The organism is Veillonella sp. CHU110 (assembly GCF_003992255.1).
Taxonomy (GTDB): domain Bacteria; phylum Bacillota; class Negativicutes; order Veillonellales; family Veillonellaceae; genus F0422.
Map to the genome: position 1 here is coordinate 1 of NZ_RQVA01000013.1, position 24,116 is coordinate 24,116.

The 24,116-nt window shown below is 39.2% G+C and carries 16 protein-coding genes and 1 pseudogene; 13 read left to right on the top strand and 4 right to left on the bottom strand.

The window, feature by feature from the left end; translation table 11 throughout:
- The first annotated feature begins 801 nt into the window (after window positions 1-801).
- The 10 genes from EO122_RS06175 (at window position 802) to EO122_RS06220 (ending at window position 13,448) form a co-directional block, all read left to right on the top strand.
- Window positions 802-1,095, top strand: a complete 294-nt coding sequence (locus EO122_RS06175; RefSeq protein WP_127009821.1) for a hypothetical protein — start codon at window positions 802-804, stop codon at window positions 1,093-1,095.
- Window positions 1,096-1,137: 42 nt separating this feature from the next.
- Entirely contained in the window at window positions 1,138-2,691 is a 1,554-nt protein-coding gene (locus EO122_RS06180; RefSeq protein WP_127009822.1) for a ClC family H(+)/Cl(-) exchange transporter, read from the top strand.
- A gap of 108 nt (window positions 2,692-2,799) precedes the next feature.
- A complete protein-coding gene (locus tag EO122_RS06185) occupies window positions 2,800-3,375 on the top strand; it encodes a molybdenum cofactor biosynthesis protein B (RefSeq protein ID WP_127009823.1) in 576 nt (191 codons plus the stop codon).
- A gap of 301 nt (window positions 3,376-3,676) precedes the next feature.
- Window positions 3,677-4,309, top strand: coding sequence for a DUF47 domain-containing protein (locus EO122_RS06190; protein ID WP_126937808.1), 633 nt, complete (start codon window positions 3,677-3,679; stop codon window positions 4,307-4,309).
- Window positions 4,302-5,300, top strand: a complete 999-nt coding sequence (locus EO122_RS06195; RefSeq protein ID WP_127009824.1) for an inorganic phosphate transporter — start codon at window positions 4,302-4,304, stop codon at window positions 5,298-5,300. The genes EO122_RS06190 and EO122_RS06195 overlap by 8 nt, the downstream gene beginning before the upstream one ends.
- 194 nt (window positions 5,301-5,494) lie before the next feature.
- Window positions 5,495-5,938 (top strand): Rrf2 family transcriptional regulator, encoded by a 444-nt coding sequence (locus tag EO122_RS06200; RefSeq protein WP_127009825.1) that lies wholly within the window; start codon window positions 5,495-5,497, stop codon window positions 5,936-5,938.
- Between the two features lie 28 nt (window positions 5,939-5,966).
- On the top strand, window positions 5,967-7,352 hold the full coding sequence (locus EO122_RS06205; RefSeq protein WP_127009826.1) for a cytochrome ubiquinol oxidase subunit I: 1,386 nt from the start codon (window positions 5,967-5,969) through the stop codon (window positions 7,350-7,352).
- On the top strand, window positions 7,343-8,362 hold the full coding sequence (cydB, locus tag EO122_RS06210) for a cytochrome d ubiquinol oxidase subunit II (protein WP_127009827.1): 1,020 nt from the start codon (window positions 7,343-7,345) through the stop codon (window positions 8,360-8,362). The genes EO122_RS06205 and cydB overlap by 10 nt, the downstream gene beginning before the upstream one ends.
- Before the next feature lie 89 nt (window positions 8,363-8,451).
- Window positions 8,452-12,144, top strand: coding sequence for a thiol reductant ABC exporter subunit CydD (gene cydD, locus EO122_RS06215; RefSeq protein ID WP_127009828.1), 3,693 nt, complete (start codon window positions 8,452-8,454; stop codon window positions 12,142-12,144).
- 146 nt (window positions 12,145-12,290) lie between these two features.
- Window positions 12,291-13,448 carry a hypothetical protein gene (locus EO122_RS06220; RefSeq protein WP_127009829.1) on the top strand — a complete coding sequence of 386 codons (1,158 nt, stop codon included), beginning with the start codon at window positions 12,291-12,293 and terminating at the stop codon, window positions 13,446-13,448.
- Window positions 13,449-13,842: 394 nt separating this feature from the next.
- Here EO122_RS06220 and EO122_RS06225 read toward each other — a convergent pair whose 3' ends face one another.
- Both EO122_RS06225 and EO122_RS06230 read right to left on the bottom strand, forming a co-directional pair.
- Window positions 13,843-14,250, bottom strand: a complete 408-nt coding sequence (locus EO122_RS06225) for a hypothetical protein (protein ID WP_127009830.1) — start codon at window positions 14,248-14,250, stop codon at window positions 13,843-13,845.
- Window positions 14,234-15,166 (bottom strand): LysR family transcriptional regulator, encoded by a 933-nt coding sequence (locus EO122_RS06230; protein WP_126937816.1) that lies wholly within the window; start codon window positions 15,164-15,166, stop codon window positions 14,234-14,236. The genes EO122_RS06225 and EO122_RS06230 overlap by 17 nt, the downstream gene beginning before the upstream one ends.
- 422 nt (window positions 15,167-15,588) lie before the next feature.
- Between EO122_RS06230 and nifJ the strand changes: the two genes are divergently transcribed.
- From nifJ to EO122_RS08445, 3 genes and pseudogenes are all read left to right on the top strand, one after another.
- Window positions 15,589-19,137, top strand: a complete 3,549-nt coding sequence (gene nifJ, locus EO122_RS06235; RefSeq protein WP_127009831.1) for a pyruvate:ferredoxin (flavodoxin) oxidoreductase — start codon at window positions 15,589-15,591, stop codon at window positions 19,135-19,137.
- 133 nt (window positions 19,138-19,270) lie between these two features.
- Entirely contained in the window at window positions 19,271-19,873 is a 603-nt protein-coding gene (locus EO122_RS06240) for a hypothetical protein (protein ID WP_127009832.1), read from the top strand.
- A 69-nt stretch (window positions 19,874-19,942) separates the two neighbouring features.
- Window positions 19,943-20,661, top strand: a pseudogene (locus EO122_RS08445) (ABC transporter substrate-binding protein); the annotation flags it as partial.
- Between the two features lie 1,149 nt (window positions 20,662-21,810).
- Here the strand turns inward: EO122_RS08445 and EO122_RS06250 are convergent.
- Entirely contained in the window at window positions 21,811-22,395 is a 585-nt protein-coding gene (locus EO122_RS06250) for a DUF4125 family protein (protein ID WP_127009833.1), read from the bottom strand.
- Between the two features lie 10 nt (window positions 22,396-22,405).
- Window positions 22,406-24,112, bottom strand: a complete 1,707-nt coding sequence (locus tag EO122_RS06255) for a DUF4037 domain-containing protein (RefSeq protein WP_127009834.1) — start codon at window positions 24,110-24,112, stop codon at window positions 22,406-22,408.
- Window positions 24,113-24,116: the final 4 nt, after the last annotated feature.

Consider the following 24,116-nt stretch of genomic DNA (forward strand, 5'->3'; position numbering starts at 1 on the left):
AAAGAGGCGCACAAAATCCACAGCCAGGAACAGGAAGTTGCAAATGACAAGGTACTAAGAGAGCCGTTTCCAGCCAATATGACTCAAGTAATATCTATGGAAGAATGCCATAGGCCTGGGACCTCCAGTGAACCACTTTCAAAGGAGCAAAGCACGCGCGTAAGCAGGACTCATGATTTGAAGGAGTGAAAAGACGAGCAAATCATAGAGAATCGCTTAGTTCCTAGCGTAAGATTTTGTAGCTCTATAGGAGCTAACGAAACCCACAGCTAGGAACAAAAAGGACAAGGGATATAAGTCCTTAACGTAAGATTTTCTACGACCGAAGGGAGTAAAGAAAATCCACAGGGCAGAACAGGAAGTTGCAAATGACAAGGTACTAAGAGAGCCGTTTCCAGCCAATATGTCTCAAGTAATATCTATGGAAGAATGCAATAGGCCTGGGATCCCCAGTGAATCACTTTCAAAGGAGCAAAGCACGCGCATAAGCAGGACTCATGATTTGAAGGAGTGAAACGACGCGCAAATCATAGAGCATCGCTTAGTTCCTAGCGTAAGATTTTGAAGCCCTAAAGGGGCGCACAAAATCCACAGCCAGGAACAAATAGGAAGTTGCAAATGATAAGGTTATATCTGCAAGCCGCTTACACACAATATAAGACTTAAAGTGATACATAAAATACCTATCCAACTCTCGAAACTACTTTCCATCGAATATACTTTACACTATAAACATGATACAATAAACACATAATGTTAACATCTTCTAGTATTAACGCTAAAGTCTACTAAGGAGCATATATGTTTGGAATCTATTTACTTCACGCTGCTTATGCGGTGTTAATGATTTCTTTCACATTTCGAATTATGATTATACCACATGCCATTGTAGTTGGGCTGATGGCCCTCTACTTTATTTTTGTAAAAGGCTTAATTATTGCGCCTATTCTTATGTTTTTATACGTGGTGATAGCTTTACTTATGGCCTTTAGTATGGACGAAGTATGGGAAGATGGCACAGGGAATGAGTGTATTTTTGGTTGGGTGATTCTAACTGGAAATTTGTGTTATGTCATCTACAAATGGCTACTATAATTGTAAATGCAAGACTTTAGTGCAACTTAACAAGGTAATATCATGACTAGACATAAACTTAATAATATCTTCAAAAGACCTAAAATAGAATTTTTTAATACCTTTGACCGAGGGGAATTTCTTCTTTTAATTCTTAAAGGTATTCTTATCGGAATTATAGCAGGCACTATAGGTTCTGCTTTTAGATATGTTATTCACTGGGGCAATGAGTATCGTCATGAATTTATGGCTATTGCAACGGTGGAGCAAATTGTGATTTGGACGATGATTATGATGCTTCTCGGGTGGGGTTGTCACCTATTGCTTAAGTGGGCTCCTTTATCCGGGGGATCTGGTATCCCTCAAATAGAAGGGGAGATGAAAGGGATTTTTAATATGAACCCTTTTCCCACATTAGTCTCTAAATTTTTTGGTGGCGCTTTTACTGGTATTGTTGGATTTTCAGTGGGGCGAGAGGGGCCTTCCGTACAATTAGGTGGAGCCACGGGAAAACTATTGTCTAAATGGTTTGGTAGCTCTCTTAGAGAAGCGCGTATTTTAACCTCTGCAGGCGCTGCAGCAGGATTAACCGCGGCTTTTAGTGCACCTGTGTCGGGCGCTATTTTTGTTTTTGAAGAGGTTCATAAAAGCTTTTATCCTAAATTAATTATTCCCACATTTTCGGCAACTATTGCTTCAAACTTAATTACTTCATTAGTATTTGGACTTACGCCTTCTCTTGGCTTTACCGTTATGGAAAGTATACCAATTGAATATTTCTCAACATTACTAATGTTAGGTGTATGTGTTGGATTCTTTGGCATTATATTTAATCGTATGATTGTAGGTGTTAAATCTTTGTACGATAGAATGAAGATCTCTCGAGGATGGAAAATATCTTTGACCTTTTTAGGAGTAACATTACTGGGATTGGATTCACAACTATTACTCGGTGGAGGTAATGATGTTGTGACGATGATGGTAGAACATCAACAAACATTACAGGTATTGCTATATATTGTAATAGGTAAGATTATATTAACATCGATTTGCTATGGTAATGGTGCACAGGGAGGTATATTCTTGCCGATGGTTGTTATTGGATCGGCAGTGGGTGCATTGATACATGGCATTCTTGTGGAAGTACATATGCTCCCCAATGCGTTTGGTAGCAGTTTCATCATTTGCGGTATGGCAGGTATGCTAGCAGCATCTATGCGCACCCCTTTATTATCTATACTATTAGTTCTAGAAATGACAGATAGCTTTCATAGTATATACCAAGTAGGAACGGTAGCTATCATTGCCTACTTGACGGCAGAATTTATGAAAGAGTTGCCAATTTATGATAATCTGTTATATCGTATGAGCCAAGGAATTGTAGGCGTAGAGGAGGAGCAAACATTTTTTCAAACTCGTCTAGCTGTGGTGTGCCCTTATGCAGGAAAAATGTTGAAAGATATTGAAATGCCGAGAGGGTCTATGATTGTCAGCATTGATCGAGGTGGACAAGCTATGGTACCAGTAGCGACAACAGTGCTAGAATGTGGGGATGAATTATATGTTTCTTGCACAAAAGGCAAGTTAAAAGAGGTGAAAGAATTTTTCAGTCAGTAACTTTTGCTATAGTGTAACAGCAGAAGATATGCTACCATACAGATAAGTAAGATACAGAGTGTTGATTACATGTATAATATAGAATCGTGTACAGAAGGGAATATAGATATGGCAATGATGGAATTTACTGATCGACCACTGACGGTGGCGGTCATTACAGTATCTGATACAAGAACGATAGAAACAGATAAAGGTGGTGCTAGTGTTGAAGAGTTAGCGCGTGAAGCTGGATTTGTGGTGGTATCTCGTCAAATTGTAACAGATACTATCGATGAAATTCAGGAAGCCATTCAAAAAGCTTTTACCGGTTCCTATGGAGAAACAGTTCAAGTGTTAGATGATTCTCACAATAAGGATGTACGTGCTTGGATATATGATACGCACGTAGGAGATGCGGATATTATTATTAGTACTGGTGGTACAGGTATTGCTAAACGTGATGTATCTATTGAGGCAGTACAGCCAATGCTGGATAAGGAAATTCCAGGATTTGGTGAACTATTCCGTTTTTTGAGTTATCGTGATGATATTGGAACAAAAGCATTGGCATCTCGTGCCATTGCAGGGGTAAAAGATCATACGATTTTATTTGCAATTCCAGGGTCAGTAGGTGCCGTTACACTGGCTATGAAAGAATTAATTTTGCCAGAAGTTAAGCATTTAAAACGGGAGTTAATTAAATAGTAGCCGAAATATAGCTATCTTTGCGATTAGTATCTATGTATAGTAATGCAACGATAGCTATTTTTAGATTATGGCTAGGGTAGGCTAAGTAATGTATGTATGGTAGTATTACAGATTGGTTTCAGTAATTTTGAGGAATCGATGAGTGGTAATACTAATAATGCTGTGAGTCTGATAGTCGCAGAGGTATTACATAATTACAAAAATGCATATAGTCTTTTGTAATTTTTGTGTAAAAGTATTTCGTAACGTGCTATAATAGAAACTGTATACACAACGTAGTTTGTTATTGGAGGATGTAATGGCTTTCAATTTAAAAGGAAAAGAAGAAAAATTTTTCAGTATGCTCAATGACCATGCTGAACTGTGCCATGAAGCGGCACAATTGATGCAGGAAGTATTTGAGGGAGAAGTGGAAAAACAAGAAGCACTTCATCAAATTGAACAAAAAGAGCAAGAAGCTGATGAATTAGTAGCGGCAACGATGGATCGTTTGCGTAAAACATTTATCACCCCTATGGACCGTGAAGATATTCAACTCCTTATTGACCAACTGGACAATACCATTGATAATATTAAAGAAATTATGGATAAAATGGTGATGTACCAAGTACAAAGCGAACCTACAGCAGGGGCTATCCGCATGGCGGAAATTGTTGCTAAATGCTGTAAACACGTGAAAAAATCTATTTCCTATATGGGTAGTTTAAAGAAAAACTATTTAAAAGTAGAAGGTCGTGCCTTAGAAGTATTGCGTCTAGAAGCAGAAGCTGATGATATTTATCATGTGGAAATGGCAAAACTCTTTACAGAGTGTAGCGATCCTATTGAAATTATTAAATGGAAGGAAATTCTTAGCTCCATGGAAGATGTAATCGATGGCTCTGAGACTTTGGTGGGGACATTCCGCCGGGTAGTATTGAAGTATGCTTGATGGTTGGGTAATATGGGCAGTCGTTTTACTAGCGATTGCCTTCGACTATATTAATGGTTTCCATGATACAGCCAATGCGATTGCTACTTCTGTATCTACGAGAGCCATTGCCCCTAAAACAGCTGTTATGATGGCTGCGACACTCAATTTTTTAGGTGCTATGATTAGTACGGGCGTAGCGAAGACCATAGGTGGAGACATTGTAACTTCTCCAGATATGATTAATGGAGAAATTATAGTTGCTGCTTTAGTAGGAGCCATATTCTGGAACCTGTTAACTTGGTGGTATGGAATACCTAGTTCCTCGTCCCATGCATTGATTGGTGGTATTATTGGGGCTGTTATGATTTCTGTAGGTTCTGATGCGCTTCATGTAGGTGGGATTGGTAAAATCTTTGTTTCTCTTGTGGCATCGCCGATTTTAGCCCTTATATTAGGCTATATAGTGATGAAAGTACTATTATTCCTCTTCGGTAGATTTTCACCAATTGTGTTAAATGATCGATTCCGTAATATGCAGTTGGTATCAGCAGCGTTGATGTCTTTTTCCCATGGGTCTAATGATGCACAAAAAGCCATGGGTATTATTACGTTAACACTTGTTGCTAGTGGTCATTTACCAACTCTAGATGTACCATTATGGGTAAAGCTTGCCTGTGCTACAGCAATGGCATTAGGTACAGCAGCAGGTGGTTGGAAAATCATTGCTACAGTAGGTAGTAAAATTTTCAAATTAGAAAGTATTAATGGCTTTGCGGCAGATTTAAACTCGGCCCTCACAATTTTTACGGCTACTTTATTGCATTTGCCTGTATCCACTACACATGTTGTGAGTGGCTCCATTATGGGGGTAGGTACAGCAATGCGTGTAAAAGCTGTTAACTGGAGTACTGCGCGATCCATGGTATTTGCTTGGTTTATCACGATTCCATTATCAGCAGGTGTATCTGCCTTGGCGTATGTCATTATTGATACATTAGCCCATATATAAAAAGATGAAGAAATTATGAAGAAATTATGAAGAAATCTATTGCATGATTCTCAATAATTTCTTATAATAGAGAGAGATGCTCGATAGCTTATGCACTCGGGCATTTTTTTCTACCTATAAAGTATACTCAATGAGTGTATTTTACGCCCATACATAGTAACAGAATGTAATCATTTGTGATAAGGGAGGTCCCATTGAAGTTTAATCAGGCAACAGACTATGCATTTCGTATTATCTTATTCATGTCTACACAGCCGTTTGGAACTCGCAAAGTTGGTGCAGAGCTTGCACGAACTAGTAAAATTCCAGAACGATTTTTGTTAAAGATTATGAGATACTTAGTGAATGCAAATTTACTAAACTCCTATCGAGGAGTAGACGGTGGATTTTCACTGGCAAAAAAACCAAAAGATATTAGTTTGTATGATGTGGTAACAGCTGTAGAAGGGGAAACCTACCTACAACATTGTCTATATGACTCTGAAAATTGTTCCCGTGGATGTCACGGTCAGTGTGCTGTACAAGAAGCTGTGGCTAAGATTCAGGCTCAATTAATAGAGGAATTAAAAAAGGTTGATTTCGAAACGTTAGCAAATCGTGAGCGTTCGATTCATATATCATTGCACCATGTGGTTTAATTTAGTGTTCAAGTGAGGAGGAATTAGCATGATGGATGCAGTCTTGTTAGCTCGTTTTCAATTTGCGTTGACTACGATCTATCACTGGCTCTTCGTACCGTTTACACTAGGTATGACAGTATTAGTAGCAATACTTGAAATTACTTACGCGCGAACAAAAAACGAAGTGTACAAAAAAATGGCAAAGTTTTGGGGGAAATTATTCCTAATTAACTTTGCAATGGGTGTTGTAACAGGTATCGTTCAAGAGTTCCATTTTGGAATGAACTGGGCAGAATACTCTCGTTTCATGGGAGATATCTTTGGAGCTCCTTTGGCGTTAGAAGCCTTAACAGCATTCTTCTTAGAGTCTACTTTTATGGGGGCTTGGATTTTTGGCTGGGATAAACTATCCCCTAAAGCACATGCGTTTGTCGCTGTATTGGTGGCTATTGGTAGTAACTTATCGGCATTTTGGATTTTAGTAGCGAACTCATTCATGCAACATCCAGTAGGGTATGCGCTTCGTAATGGTCGTGCAGAAATGGATTCTTTTGCAGCAATTTTACAAAATGGATATTTACCAGGCCAATATTTACACATCTTTACAGATGGAATCTTAACAGCAGGTGTGATTATTGCTTCTGTTAGTGCATGGCATTTATTGAAAAATAATCATGTAGAGTTTTATTCTAAATCTATTAAGTTTGGTTTAGGTGCTGCTGTGATCGGTGGTTTATTAGTAGGTGGTGCAGGTCACTTCCAAGGCCAAACAGTGGCAAAATTACAACCAATGAAAGTAGCTGCTTTTGAAGCCTTATGGGAAACTCATGATCCAGCTCCATTTGCTATCGTGGCTGGTATTGACCAAGATGCGAAAGAGAATAGCTTTGAAATCGGTGTGCCAGGGGCATTGTCCTTCGTAGTTCACGACTCTTTCAAAGGTGAAGTAAAAGGTATTAATGACCTTCAAAAAGAAGCTGAATTGAAACATGGTGCTGGTGATTATGTGCCACATGTGACATCTATGTTCTGGTCTTTCCGTATCATGATTCTAGCAGGTATCATCATGTTAGTGACATCTATTGTGGGATACTACTTACATGTGAAAGGAAAATTACTTGACAATAAAGTAGCTCTAAAAGGTATTTATCACTTATTAGCTCTTCCATTTATTGCCAATTCTACAGGATGGTATGTGGCGGAAGCTGGTCGTCAACCATGGCTTGTATATGGCTTGCAAAAAACAGCTGATGGTGCATCCAAAGTGGTAACAGCTCCAGAAATCTGGACAACAATTATTGGTTTTACAGCTGTCTATGTTGTGATGGCGATTGCTGCCATTTATCTAGCAGTGAAACATATTCAAGCGGGCCCTAATGGTAACCCAGCACATGATGTGGTTGAACAAGAGGAGGCTGCATTATGGAAATAATTACAAATAACTTAGAATTAATTTGGTTCATCCTAGTAGGTGTACTATTTACAGGCTTCTTTATTCTAGAAGGCCTTGATTACGGTGTAGGCATGTGGCTTCCATTCTTGGGTAAAACAGACCGTGAACGCCGTCAATTAATCAATACGATTGGACCTGTATGGGACGGTAACCAAGTATGGATGTTGACTGCAGGTGGTGCGATGTTCGCATCGTTCCCACAAGTGTATGCTACGTTATTTAGTGGTTTCTACTTAGCATTGTTCTTAATGTTAGCAGCTTTGATTGCTCGTGGTGTATCTTTTGACTTCCGCAGTAAAGACAAAAGTCCAGCATGGCGAGGAGCATTCGATAAATGTATTTTCTTTGGGTCTGCGATTCCAGCTCTACTATGGGGTGTGACAGTGGGCAATTTAATCCAAGGTACACCTATCGATAAACATATGAACTATGTAGGTGGGTTCTTAGATTTATTAAGCGTATACACAATTTTGTGTGGTATTGCTTTTGTGTGCGTATTCTTGTACCATGGTGCATTATATGCTTCCTTGAAAACAACAGGGGAAATCTCTGAACGAGCTCGTGCAGCAGCTTTAGTAGAAGGTGTAATTACAGCTATTGGTGCCTTGGTATTAGTAGGTGCTACTTATGTATATACTGATCTATTCAATAGCACATTAGCTACGGTGGCCTTTGCATTGGCTATTGTAAGTTTCTTAGTATCTTGGGGCTTTACACGTACTCGTCAAACTGGTAAAGGGTTTGTATTTAGTGCGTTAACAATTCTATTTGTTACCCTTGCATACTTTGCAGGATTGTTCCCTCGTATTATGGTATCCAGTATTGATCCAGCATACAGCTTAACAATCATGAATTCTGCATCATCCACGTATACATTAACATTGATGACAATTGTTGCTTGTATTTTTGTACCTATCGTATTAGTGTACCAAGGATGGGCATACTACTATTTCCGTCATCGTGTATCACAAGATGACTTACACTATTAATCATAGTGTGTTTGAAAGGGACGTGTATTCACGTCCCTTTTCTTACATGGTGTTAGAAGATATACTCTAGAGTTTCAGAAGGAGGCCCTATGTTTCATTCTTTTGCTTGGCAATTAGCCAAATTGCATCCCCGATCCTATGGGGCTGTATTACTACTTACCTTACTAGGAACAATAGCTACCTTAGGTCAGGCCTATGTATTCGCTCGTAGTATTGATGGATTCGTAGTACATGGTGAAAGTATATCTTTTGAGTATATGGTGCTTTTAGGTGTCATGATTGTACTTCGTATGGGTTGCTCTCATGGAGAACAATGGTTGCGAAATCGGATTGCCCATCAAGTTCATGAAGAGTTACGGAATCGTGTATTACATCATATGATATCACAAGGTGTTCGACAATCGGAGAGTGCAAGTTCTGTGACACATCTGATCACAGATGGATTAGATCATATCGATGCGTATATGAGTCAATATATTCCACAGGCTTTGTATGCTGTATTAATACCTCTAGTTATATCTATAGCTATCATTAACTCTGTGTCGTGGATAGGTTGGATTCTACTATTGACGTATCCTTTAATTCCGTTCTTTATGATTTTAATTGGTAAAGAAGCAGATAAGTTAAATAAACAACAGTGGGAGCGCATGCAGTTCTTAGGAGGGCACTTTCTTGATGTATTACAAGGGCTAACAACACTGAAAGTATTCGGACGAGCTAAAGAACAAGTACATGTCATAGGCCGTCTATCTGGAGAATTTCGTGATGCAACATTAAAAGTATTACGGGTCGCTTTTTTATCTGCTTTGGTATTAGAATTAATCGGTACTATTAGTACAGCGATGATCGCAGTCTATTTAGGGGTATCCTTAGTGTATGGGGAAGTAGAGTTTTTGCCAGCCTTTTTTATTTTGTTAATAGCACCCGATTTTTATGCACCATTGCGACAGTTGGGATCTGCTTTCCATACTGGATTATCTGGCAAAGTGAGCCTTACAGCAGTACAGGAGTATTTAGAATCAGGAGAGGAAGTAGCCCATACCGGCCATGAAAAACTAGTTGCACCCATTCAACAGGTTGATTTTCATACTGTATCTTATCAATATGAAGCGGATCATATGGGATTGGAATCTTTCACAGGAACATTACAACGGGGCCATTCGTATATGCTAGTTGGTGAAAGTGGAGCTGGTAAGACGACTATTGCCAATCTACTGATGCAATTGTTGACACCCACTGAGGGTAAGATTACCGTCAATGGTCAAGATTTACAATCCATACAGAGTGAATGGTATCATAGTCAAATAGCCTATCTCAGTCAAACTCCATATATTATGAGTGGTACCTTGCGAGATAACTTGCAGTTTGGTCTAGCGGTGACAGAAACAGAGCTGTGGCACGTATTGGACCAAGTACAATTAGCAGAGTTTGTGAAGACTTTGCCATTGGGATTAGACACTATGATAGGTGAGCAAGGGTATGGCTTATCTGGAGGACAGCGCCAGCGATTAGCTTTGGGGCGTACCTTGCTAAGAGATGCACAAATTTTAATTTTAGACGAAGTGACAGCTCATTTAGATGTGGAAACAGAACGCTTGATTATGCAAGTGTTGCACGAGTATGGGAAAGATAAAATCGTTCTGTATGTGGGGCATCGAGTACAAACGATGAAGTTTGTAGATACTCTCTTTGTCATGCGTCGTGGACAGTTAGTGGAATATGGCAGTTATAGTGATTTAGTGGCACAAAATGGATATTTTACATCCCTAGTGAATACTTATAGCAACCCTGTCATACAGAAACTAGAAGCAGCCACCGTAGATTCTGTAGTTGCAGATCAAGCATTGGAGATAGGGAATGACGCTATTGGTAAATCATCGTATACCTATAGTCAATATGAAGTAGAAGAACCTACTAATTCAGATAGATTAGAGCGGGCAGAATGTACTGACATAGTAAATGCTCAACAAGATAAAGAGATAGGTCCTGCGAGACAGCAGAATATCCGCAGAGGGTTATTGTCACTCTGGACATTGCTATCTCAGCATAGAGGGTTACTAGTGGGCAGTGTACTCTTTGCTATGGGCACGGTGCTCATGAATATAGGATTATTGACTACTTCCACATGGTTGATTACGAAAGCAGCAGAGCATCCTGTGTTAGTAGCGCTTAGTTTGGCAATTGTAGGGGTGCGATTCTTTGGGATTAGCCGTGCTGTCTGCCGCTATGGGGAGCGCTATGTATCGCATTCTATGGCATTTCAAGGATTATATGAATTGCGCGTTGCTTTCTTTAAACGGTTAGAGCCGTTGGTACCAAAGGTCTTTCAATCTATGAAAATGGGAGATTTGTTAGGCCGCATTATGGCGGATATAGAAACATTGCAATTCTTTTATTTGCGAACGTTAGTACCTAGCTTGTCATTTGTTGGTGTCACTATGTTAGGGTGTATCATAGGATATCAATTCCATCCTGTAGTATCCGTAGTGGTTCTGGTGTATAGTATTCTTGTAGGTGTCATTCTTCCTGTTACGCTTACCTATATGTTGCGACGAGTGCCACCTATGCGTTTGAAAACACGTGGACACATGAAAGAAGCGCTGATTGAATCCATTCATGGTGTAGTAGATATTATCATGAGCCATCAAGAACGGCGATTTATTCAGTCTATGAAAGCATCCTTCAGTGCATTTGATGAATGGCAAGGCCTGTGGAATCGGGGAATTCGTTGGAATCAGACGATTATTCTTGGTTTAGCTCAATTTGCTTTGTTGGTGGGCATTATCGTAGGCTTATGGGTGACAGAGACAATGGCCTATGCCCCGTTATGGATAGCTGTGGTTGCTATCGGCTTGCAATCTTACTTTGAAGTGTTACAACCGATGACAGAAGCTGCATTACACGGTTATGAAAGTGCATTGGCGATGGAACGCTTGGAACATATGGAAGAAGAGCCAGTACATAAAGATCTATTACGGTCGAATCATGCAGATACTATTAGTGACCAAGCAATACGCATGAAGAGCGAAGACGGTGAAAGAGGAACGATGCATAGTAAGCCTTTTATTAACGTACAATCTCTTTCCTTTGCTTACGATGTACTGCCTGTGTATGATGGCTTGGATCTATCTATCCAGCGAGGGGAGAAAGTAGCCATCGTAGGGCCCAGTGGCTCAGGTAAAAGTACATTGTTTTCCTTATTACAAGGCTGGTATGAGTATAGTGGGACTATTTGTATTGATGGTATAGATACAAAGACACTTTCAGAGGAACGATTGCAGTCCTACATGTCCTATGCTACACAAGATATCTATGTATTCCATGCTACTATTGGAGATAATATCCGATTGGCAAAACCAAGTGCTACGGATGAGGAACTATGGAAAGCATTGGAAGCGGTGCAACTAGCGGACTGGGTACGAACGTTGCCGAATGGATTACGCACTATGGTAGGACAAGGTGGTATGGGGCTTAGCGGAGGACAACGACAACGACTTGGCATGGCTCGTATATATTTGCGTGATGCAGACATTTTATTATTAGATGAACCACTAGAAGGCTTGGATCAAGTTACACGTCATCGAGTGCAGGGAGAATTGAGCCGCCTGTTTACTGGAAAAACAGTTTTATATATTACGCATCATATTGAACAACTCCATGAGATGGATCGGATTTTGTTTTTAGAACGAGGACGTATTGTAGAGAGTGGTACCTATGAAAGCTTATTAGCTATGCAAGGACGTTTCTATGATTATCATCGATTAAGTATGGAACGTATATAATACAGTGAATTTAGAAAAGCCTTACTGGCATATAGATGCTTAGAGTAGGGCTTTTCTTTTATTTACGGCCTGTCTATGGTATAATTTAAGAATCATAATGAAAGTTATAACTAACATAAAGATAACCTATTAGATAGGAGATATATATGGGACAATTAGTTACAAAGCTGTTAAAATTAGCGAATACTGTAACTACACAAACACATATAGAAATGCCACCTGTATTAGAAGAAGTGGATGAAGGGAATGCGTTGTATGATCATCGCATGTTATCGATAGAAGAAGAAGCGGTTAATCGCAAAATGCGATCTGTCGTGCGTAATCATTGGTTCTTTCATTCCATAATTTTTGAATTTGAACCGAATAATAAGGTGTTTATGAATGTCATCACTAAATTAGGGAATGTCATTAATGTGGAGTTTGATATTGATGATATTTGGTTTGATGACTATACCTCTACGATTCAGCTAAAGCTAGATGTGGCAAATGTGGATATGGGTGGATTATTCTTGAATATAATTACACATATCCTTGGTAATTGGAGTCTGCATGTATTAGGGATGTTTTTTAATCCTTTCAGCATCGGTGGAGATACTTCCTCTATGCGGTTTGAAAAGAAAGGGATTATTCGTTTTGATTTATCCCCAGATAGTCCGATTCGACAATTTATTCCATGGCCTCAGCGACGTAAGGAAAGTGTGGGGCCAGTGCTATTGACAGGGATTAAATCAGGACAATCTGTGTTGCAAGTAGAGTATTATGCATTTCATCAGAAGTTAGAGACCTACATAGCACCAGAGATGCCAGTGAAAACGAATTGGGTTCGATCCATCGATATGGCGGCGGCACTATTAATGCCAATTGGGGTGTGGGTTAGCTTTATCATTCTAAATCATTATTTGCCGCATGAGGAATTGAAAGACTTTTCATTTTCAACATATTTCTTTATTTCCCTGAGTATCTTGTTGTTCAGTTTCGTGGTTATGAATATTCCTCGATACATCTACATGTACTTTGAAACAAGAAAAAAATGGCAGTCTGTGTTTGTGAGTAATAATATTAAAATTCAGATGCGTCGATTACAACGTCGCATTGCGATGCAAAAACAGGCCTTAGAGAATGATAAGGATGTCATAAAACGGCAAGAACATATCGTAGAAATGTTAATGCAAATACGAGATAAACGATTCCTGGCACATCGTCTGAAAGTGGCGGATGAAGATCGAGATCGGAAACAAAAAGTGAAGTTTATTATTGCTTATGTATTGTGTACGTTTCTCGAATGGATGCTCCTTATACACTAAGTACTTATACTTGAAAGGGGGAGGAGGGATATGTGAGATATAAAAACAATTTGCGGCAGCATGTTTTTATATCTCACATATCCCTCCTTTTCAAATGTAGTAAGTGCTGAGGTAGGCGTCACATGGGAGTATGCTGTCGCAAATCGTTTTTTACAGACATATATCCCCTTTTTTGATTCAGCTATGCAATCAGTTCTTAGATATGCGTCGCAAGGAGAGCTATGCTGACGCAGATTATTTTTTACTTCCATATATCCTCCTCTTTTTATACAGTTAGTGCTGGGGTATGCGTCGATAGGTAGATGTCGTATGGAGGCGTGTTGAGTATACTACATACATATTGAGAGTAGAAAAGGACTGCATCTTGTGCTAGGCACGGGATGCAGTCCTTTGTTTATTGTTTCACGTCTGGGACGTTGGTTGGATTTGCTTTAAATGGTGTTTTTACTGGTGTTGCTTTGCTTGGTTCTGGAGCCTCTATATTAGGGTGTTCCCATTCGAGTTGCATGATACGGAACTGGTGTTGGTTGGCAAAGCGCTTGAGTTGCCAGCTGTCACGTTCTAGTTCTTTCAGGCGATCTCCGTGAGAGTTACTGATATTTTCTAGATTGCTTAAGCGATAGTGAAAGGTATCGCTATGTTCCATAGTATGCTCTGTCTCGAGTTGCTCTTTCAGAGTATCGATTTCTGCCTGCTGGGATGCTATCCAATAGGTAGTACCTAAGGCATAGAGAACGATCCAGAATAATGGCTTTCGTAGTAGTGTACCTACTTTCAACAACAGATTAATTATCTTCGTCATGATGTGTATCGCCAGGTACTAATGGAAGGCGAGCCATGACAAAGTCTAACCATAAACGAGAAGCGTGTGATAGGTAATGTCCTTTTTTCCAAATGACATGTAAGGTATGCATAATTTCAGGATCTACTAAAGGACGTACCACTACGCTAGAGCCTACTTTTGTATTTTCATCTTCTGTAGGACATAGACGGCTAGGTAATAAAGCAATTGCTAGATGGGCCGCTACAGTTTGTAACATCAAATCTCGTTGGCTAGTTTCAAAGACGATATGTGGTTGGAACCCTGCAGATTTACAGGATTTCACAATCTCGTCGTGCAGATTAAAGTCATCCTTATGTAGTACAAATGGTTGATCCGCTAATTGTTCCAAGGAAATAGACTCTTCGTTTGCTAGTGGATTGTCTTTTGGCAGAATTACACTAAGAGGATCACTTGTTAAATAGAAGGAGTCGAACTCTTTAGCATTTGGCTTTGTACAGATAATGCCAACGTCAATAAGACCTTCTTGAACAGAAATTTCTATTTTTTTAGAACCATGCTCATATAGCTCTAGCTCAATTTGTGGATAGGTTTGTTTAAACTCTCCTAATAATTGTGCAAAGATAGGAGCATCTGTTACAGGTGGTAAGCCAATTAGAACAGAACCTTGTTCTAGACGGAATTCATTTTCGAAATCAATTTTTAAATGTTCGAACATAAACACGACACGTTTGGCATGTGTTAAGAAGATGGTGCCACCGTCAGTCATTTCTACAGATTTTGCATTACGAATGAATAATACAACACCAAGCTCATCTTCTAGAGCTTTTATGGTACGGCTGATAGCAGATTGTGAAATGTGAAGATTTCTTGCGGCCTTGCTGAAACTTTTTTGATCCGCTACTTCTACGAAGTATTTTAAGTGATGAAAGTCCATAATGCACCTCTTAAATATGGTAATAACAAAAGCCCTCTTTTTAGTATGCTAATTAGGCATTAATATATGTGAAAATGTAAATTGATAATCGCATAATTAGCAATAGATATAGACTATATGGTATTGCGAAGTTCTTGTTCTCAATGTATAATGAAACCATAAGGCTATATCAATTTGTTGATGAAGTAGATAAACTACTTCACAAATTTGCAAAGAAGTACTATATAACTTATATATTATTACATTTTTGCAACATATGCAATCTTTTTAGAAATAAACGATTCATATTTCAAAAACATTTTGATACTAAAAAGGGGAAGGCTCATCCTGCGAGTGCACGGAGTAGAGCCTATATACATCCCCCTATTTTGTATGTAACTACAAGTGTTAATTTTTATTTGCTTTAAGGAGGCTATTTTAACATGCGTAAAATGAAAACTATGGACGGCAACCAAGCTGCAGCTCACGTAGCGTATGGTTTTTCTGAAGTGGCAGCGATTTATCCTATCACTCCATCTTCTCCAATGCCAGAACATGTGGATGAATGGGCAGGACAAGGCCGTAAAAACTTGTTCGGTCACACTGTACAGGTTGTTGAAATGCAATCCGAAGCCGGCGCTGCAGCAGCAGTTCACGGTTCTTTACAAGCGGGCGCATTGACAACTACGTTCACATCTTCTCAAGGTCTATTATTAATGTTACCTAACTTGTACAAAGTGTCTGGTGAGTTACTTCCAGGTGTATTCCATGTAGCAGCTCGTGCGATTGCAGCGCAAGCATTGTCTATCTTTGGTGACCATCAAGACGTTATGGCAGCTCGTGCTGCTGGTTGTGCTATGTTGGCAGAATCCTCTGTACAAGAAGTTATGGATCTTGCTCCAGTTGCGCATTTAACAGCGTTAAAAACTCGCGTTCCTTTCATCAACTTCTTCGACGGTTTCCGTACTTCTCACGAAATCCAAAAAATCGAAGTATTAGAATATGATGAATTAAAACCTTTAGTAGACCAAGACGCTTTAGAAGCATTCCGTCAACGTGCGTTGAACCCAGATGCTCCTGTAACTCGTGGTACTGCTGAAAACCCTGATATCTACTTCCAACATCGTGAAGCTTCTAACCCATTCTATTTACAAGTTCCAGATGTAGTAGAACATTATATGCATGAAATCAACAAAATCACTGGTCGTGATTACCAATTGTTCAATTACTATGGTGCAGCTGATGCAACAGATGTAATCGTAACAATGGGGTCCTCTGCACAAGTAGCTACTGAAACTGTAGATTACTTAAATGCACAAGGCCGTAAAGTTGGTTTCGTACAAGTACACTTATTCCGTCCATTCGCGACAGATCGTTTTGTAGCGGCTCTTCCTAAAACTGTAGAACGCGTAGCAGTATTAGACCGTACAAAAGAGCCAGGTGCATTAGCTGAACCTTTATTCTTAGACGTTCAAGCAGCACTTGTTCAACACAATATCAATGCTAAAGTATTCGGCGGTCGTTATGGTCTTTCTTCCAAAGACGTAATCCCAGCTGACCTTGTAGCAGTATTCGACAACATGTTAGCAGAAGCTGGCAAACGCTTCTTCACATTGGGTATCAATGACGATGTAACTAACTTGTCCTTGAGCCGTGCTGAAGGCGTGTCCGTAAAAACTGAAGGTTTAACTGGATGTAAATTCTGGGGCTTCGGTTCTGACGGAACTGTAGGTGCTAACAAATCTGCAATCAAAATCATTGGTGACCATACAGATATGTATGCGCAAGCATACTTCGACTATGACTCCAAAAAATCTGGTGGTGTGACAATGTCTCACTTACGTTTTGGTACAAACCCAATCAACAAACCATACTTGGTAACTGAACCAGAATTCATTGCTTGTCATCGTCAATCTTATGTTCATGAATATGACCTTCTCCGTGGTATTAAACATGGCGGTACATTCTTGTTGAACTGTACTTGGGGTCCAGAAGAATTAACAGAAAAATTACCTGCGAAACTTCGCCGTACGATTGCTGAAAAAGAATTGAACTTCTACATCATCAATGCAGCGAAAATTGCAGCTGAAATTGGTTTGGGTGGCCGTATCAACATGGTTACACAAGCTGCGTTCTTCAAATTAACTGAAGATACAATCATTCCTATCGACAAAGCAGTAGAGTACTTAAAAGACTCCATTGAAAAAACATATGGTAAAAAAGGTGCAGACGTTGTTGCCATGAACAACCAAGCAGTTGACCAAGGTGTTGGTGCTCTTGTAAAAGTTGAAGTTCCAGCAGCATGGAAAGATGCAAAAGATTCCGAAGATACTTTCGAAAAATCTTCTTGCACAACTTGCCCAAGCTATGTGGCTAACATTGCTAAACCTGTTAACGCACAAGCTGGTTATGATTTACCAGTATCTGCTTTCACAGGTTATGAAGATGGTACATTACCTTCTGGTACTGCTGCATTCGAAAAACGTGGTGCCGCATTATTCGTTCCTCACTGGATCAAAGAAAACTGTATCCAATGTAACCAATGTTCCTTCGTATGTCCACATGCGACTATTCGTCCTATCTTAGCGACAGCAGAAGAAGCAGCAGCAGGTCCAGAAAACTTTGAAACAATTCCAGAAATGATGACTAAAGGCGAATTGCAATTCCGTATTGCAGTATCTCCATTAGACTGCTTAGGTTGCGGTAACTGCGTAAACATCTGTCCAGCTCCTAAAGGAAAAGCAATCGAAATGCGCCCTATCGATGGCGAATTAGAATTTGCTCCAGCTTGGGATTATGGTGTAGCGTTGCCAACTAAATCTCACCCAATGAAACAAGAAACTGTAAAAGGTTCCCAATTCAAAACTCCATTGCTTGAGTTCTCCGGCGCTTGCGCAGGTTGTGGTGAAACTCCATATGCTAAATTGATTACTCAATTATTCGGTGACCGTATGATGATCGCCAATGCAACAGGTTGTTCCTCTATCTGGGGTGCATCTATGCCAGCATCTCCATACACTAAAAACCAACAAGGCCAAGGTCCTGCATGGGCTAACTCCTTATTCGAGGATAACGCTGAGTTCGGTTATGGTATGTTCATCGGTACTGAAAAAATCCGTACACAATTAGCTGAAACTGTAGCTTCCATCGCTGAAACTGCTGATGAAGCAACAAAACAAGTTCTTGACTTATGGTTAGAAAAACGTCTTCAAGGCGAAGGTACTCGTGACCGCGCTAAAGCTGTGATCGATGTTCTTTCCAAAGTAGAACAAACAGAAGCTGTAAAAGAAGTATTGGCTAAAAAACAATACCTTGTAAAACGTTCCCAATGGATCTTCGGTGGTGACGGTTGGGCATACGATATCGGTTTCGGTGGTCTTGACCATGTATTGGCTTCCGGCGAAGACGTTAACGTATTCGTATTCGATACAGAAGTGTACTCCAACACTGGCGGTCAAGCATCTAAATCTACTCGCGTAGGTGCGGTTGCTCAATTCGCGGCTCAAGGTAAACGTACAAACAAAAAAGACCTTGGCATGATCGCTATGACATATGGCAACATCTATGTGGCTCAAGTTGGTATGGGTGCTGACATGAATCAATTGATGAAAGCATTAGCAGAAGCTGAAGCATATCCAGGTCCATCCCTAATCATCGCTTACGCTCCATGTATCAACCATGGTATCAAAGGTGGTATGGGTAATGCACAAGCTGAAACTAAACAAGCTGTTGCATCCGGTTACTGGGATCTATACCGTTACAACCCAGCTTTAAAAGCGCAAGGCAAAAACCCATTCAGCCTTGACTCCAAAGCTCCTGATTACGAATTATTTGACTCCTTCTTAGGAAAAGAAGTTCGTTATACATCTTTGGGTAAAGCGGTTCCTGCAATGAGCAAAGAATTGTTAGAACTCAACAAACAATTAGCTAAAGAACGTCGTCAATCCTATGTTCGTTTACAAAAAGGTTTTGAAGAAGAATTGCAAGGCTAATTCATAGAGAATGTAATATCAAAAAGGCTCTCCTTCGGGAGAGCCTTTTACTATGATGTAGTTGACGTAGCTATACTATTCTTTGTATGATAGTAGTAGTTATTAAAGTAAGAGTGTAAAAGGGGGAGTTGTAATGAACAAAAGTAAACTAACAAAAGTCTTAATTGGGATTGCAGTTATTGTAATAGCTGTGATTGGATGGTATTTTTTGTACTTTACAAAGACGCCAGCGTATTCCTTGAATTTAGCAAAAGAAGCGTATACAAGTCATAATCTACAACAGTTTAAAAAGCATGTTGATGTAGATAGTATTATTGGTTCAGCGTTAGATGATGCCTTTGAGGTACAAATGGAGAAAGAAAAAAATAATCCATTTGCAGCATTAGGAAAAGGATTATTTGAGTCATTTAAGCCGGCCATTGTAAAACAACTTTCAGCTGAGGTATATAAGATAGTAGCCACAGAGGAAACTGATGCAGGAGATAAGAAAAGTGATGGCACGTCGGAAGCATTACAAGAAGCAAGTGGTGTGAAAGGCTTAGAGTTCAAAACGATTGGCAGTTCTGATATTGATGGTGATGTAGCTATTGTTCCATTGGTATTTACAGATCCTAAACAAGATGGGAAAGAAGTTATCATCAAGCTAGAAATGCAACGCTTAGAAGATAAAACGTGGAAAGTGACGAGAATTGCTAATTTGAAAGAAGTAGCTAATTTTGAAAAGTTATTAAACTAGTGAAAGTTAGTTACATCTATTATAAAAATTAATAATTATAATAAAATATTAATATTATTCAAAGTAACACCTTTACAAGAATCGTATAAAAAAGTAAAGGTATTGTCGGATAAATGGCCTTCTTATGAAGTGTTCATGTCTGTAAAACCTGACTTTGCTACAGGCTGGGAAGATTCTTTCAGTAAAGAAGGGATTCCGGCAGATAAAATGATCGCTCAAAATGTAAATATCTGGATTCCAGAATCTGCACTTTCTACACAAGCTGATCTAGAAACAAATTTCCAAGATATGATTAAATTAGGTGAAATCTTTGGCGTAAAAGACAAAGCAGAAGCGTGGGTGGTAAGTCAACGAGCAACTCTTAAAAAGTACAATCCAAACTGAAAGACCTACCGCATAAACGTGTATTTGTTTACGACTCTCAAGATGGACAACCATTTACAGTATTTGAAGGATGTACAACTAATGTATTGCGCTTAATTGGAGCAGATAATGTAATGAGTGGTTTAGGCGTTGATAAAACGTGGGCAAAAGGATCTTGGGAAACTGTAGTTCAACAAAATCCTGATTACATCATCATTCCTGATTATGGTAACTCTATCCGTAACGATGATGATTTCCAAGCAAAAGTAGCTAAAATTAAAGCTGACCCTCAATTGCAAACTATTAAAGCAGTACAAGAAAATCACTTTATTCGTGTAAAATTGTCTGAGATTACACCAGGCGTTCGTACAGTAGATGCGTTGAAACGTTTAGCTGAAGAAATTCATGGTATTAAGGTAGATTAATTGAGTGAACACAATTGTACATGAACACTATATTACAGTGAAAAAGGACCCGCAAGGGTCCTTTTGTATTAGTGATCTATTAGCTTATCTTTAAGCGTTAAAGGTAGACAGTGTAAGAAGCGGTTTGCTATTTTTGGGAATAAATTAGTAGATAGAGATAGAGTATATTGATAGAAAAGATTTGCGTTGACTAAAAGGTATAGCTTGTGTAGTAAAAAAGTATTGATGGTATCTTGATTTTTATATATGATTAATACAAATCATGATAATAAAGAGATTGAAGTTATCATGAACACATTTAAAGTAAGGCACAATAACATCCTAATAGACAAGGATACAAATGAAGACAAGAAAGGGGGAGACAGTATGTCGATTCATTCTTGAAGGAAGTTTGTAGGAGTATATTCATGTAGAGGGAAGATTCCATTAAGTGTGGAGAGGTACTAGTATGATACATCCAGTATATGCCTTAGACAGGTCAGAAATGTACAGAATCTTTTTTGCGGCGTCTTTAGTATTTGTAAAAGAACAACTGTTACCCATCATGGTTCCAGAGCGAGTCGAAGATACTTTGGAGTACTTGTGTATATTGAGCGCATCGATGCACACCGCCATATATGAGAAGCACGTAGAAAAGGAAAGTATTAGCCTAGCTTACATACAAGAATATGTCAGATTGATTGATACGGTTTTTTTGCATCATAGTATCATTACGTATGGTAAGATATTACAAATTAGTAAACTGTATAGTAAAGCTATAGAGTTAGTAAAGATTGTATCAGAGTCGCCTAACTGTGAACAGTTACTTATAAAGTTACATAGCTCGTATTATCATTGGTCAGTAAATCATAAAATGTTTTTTGCTAAAGTAGGTGTAATTCATTAAAGTAAACGATAGATAGGAAAGGGGCTGTAACAAGCTAGCCCACAAATAAAATAGAGGAAAGTAGATCAAAAAGCATCAACTTTTCTCTATTTTTTATATTTTTAAAGAGCAAAAGGACCCCGAAGAGCACATAAAAATGGAAAACTACCAAGATATTTTGTGATAGTACTGTCTCAAGAACCATGGTAGTTTTGCATGTAAAAAGAGCTGTAACGAAAATGTAAAAATATATACTATATTACCGTCTTTTTTGTACATTTATTCTACTTTATGTATTGCTTTGTGCCATCTTGTAAGGCCTTTAAGTATGCTTGTACTGGATTAAGGCTATTTTTACTACATTGTAAAAAATGAGCTAATATACATTCTAAAGTATTTTCTGAATATGACTGTAATTCTCCGGTCATATAGGTTTCCACAGATGTATGGGTCAGAGAGTTATCTTTTGCTTGGATAGGTCGATGGTGTGTGTCATAACCAGGCATTTCTACTTGGATATCTAATTCCCATTTCATATACAGGGCCATGATGGCAGTGACTAAAGACAATTTTGTGTTAGAAATAGATGGTAATTTATCTTTAATGGCCAAGAATTCATCAGGGTGAGTGAAAGCCATCATGTAGCCGTATTTGAAAGTTACCAAGTTGTGCCCTTTCATGCGTGCTACTTCTAAATCGTGCAAATATGATTGCAACACTGGTGTGGAGTACATAGACCAATAGGCATGGCGCGATACGATGAAGTTAGACATTTGATTCTGACAAGGAGATCGATGCCCCACATTTTGTGTGCTAGTGAAAAGAGGCCATTCTTGTTGAATGATAGAAATGATTAAATCGTCTTTCATGGTAAAACTCCTATTCTACCCAAGAATCTTCTCCACGGAGAAGTGGGTCTTGAATGCGTTGAACGACTTCTTTAGCTTGATAGGTTAAGAAATCAATGGGACTTGTACTTAGACCATTGCGTTGTAGTTCTTGGATAATGGCATTGCATAAGCGATCGATGTGGGGTTTTGTATCTCTAATCGGTGCGTCTAGTAATTCGGGAATTCCATGTTTCACAGTATTTCCTAAGATAGGAAGGCTGCAGCTGTGGCGATAGAGCCATTTGTAGAATGGAGCATAGGATTTGTTCAATAGATGCACGAGTAGCATGTAATGATGGACAAATTGATGCAACGCTAAGCTGGCGGCGATGGTGTCACCACGCTGTAACATCCGAGGTAAGTTATACTGACCAGACTGTGCTAGTTGGTTTAATTCATAGGCGATTTTACGGAGCCGAATGTCCTCTGGATAGTAGGCCAATAAGCGCTGACGAATATGTGTGAAAGAACCGAAATTGTCTAGAAATACTTCCCCATTGGTAGCGGTACAAAGTAAATCTTGAGGGATACGGCGAAATTCTTTTTCACATTGTGGTCCTTCAGGGTACAGTGTATATCGCTTGTAAAAATTGGAAATACTTTCAATTTGCACTGTGCCATAGGCATAGTTCTTGAAATAGGTCTGAAGACGATCTTTGTGAGCTGTATAGGTGTCAGCTGGTAAGAATAGCTGACATCGTTTTGTAAAGTCATGGTCTTCAGAGATGGCATCATCAAAGCCTAAGCATTCTGATCCAGTGCCCACAAGAGCCAAGCATATATGGGGTACTAGGTCAGGTAGATTAAGTTCTATATCCTGCGCTACTTGATGAGCTAGTTCTCTGCCTAGTTCTAGTCCTGTTTGGCGATGACAGGGTGTCTCTTGTTGCAGTGTTTTGATGAGGTCTTTTACATAGTCAAGATTGTGCAACACCGATTGATAGGCTTGACTTTCCACGCCGTAATTATGTTTCACAATGGGAAGGGCTTCTCGATATAAATTTAGTGCCACATCGTAATGATGCTGTTCCATTTCGTAATCGGCCCGATTATTTAGGACCGCAGCATACATAGGATGTTCCGTACCGACTTCCCGGCGCAAGATATAAGCGGCTTTATCTAAATAGATTTGTGGTGATAAAGAACGGCCTTCTTTCGTATGCTTGCTGATTTCATAGAGATTATTGTAACTAATCGCAAGGGGTACTTGGTACTCCGTAGGTTCTAATAATTGGACAGCCTCTAGCTGTAGCGCATAGGCGGTCTCATAATCGTTGGTATCTCGATAGAGTAGAGATAAATTATTGAGCAAGCCAATATAAGCATAGGATGTATCCCCAACAGATTGGAAGATCTCTTTGGCTTTTAACAGATGTGTTTCTGCCTCGAAATAGGACTTCTTTTCACGGTAGGTATTTCCTAAATTGATTAAAATCGTAGCATATGTTTGCGGCGTATAGGTATCGCTCTGTTCATAGATGCGTAAGGATTCATCAATGGCAGTAATAGCATCGTCATATCTACCTACATTGCGCAGGGACCCACTATATTCATTTAAGATTTCAATCAATTTTTTATGATTGTTTTGAACACGGCAGAGATGAATGGCCTTTTCTAGATAGTCGATCATGCCTTGCTCATTGCCTTGGCGCCATAATGTATGCGCTTGTTTCAGTAGAGATTGAATTGATTCCATAGAA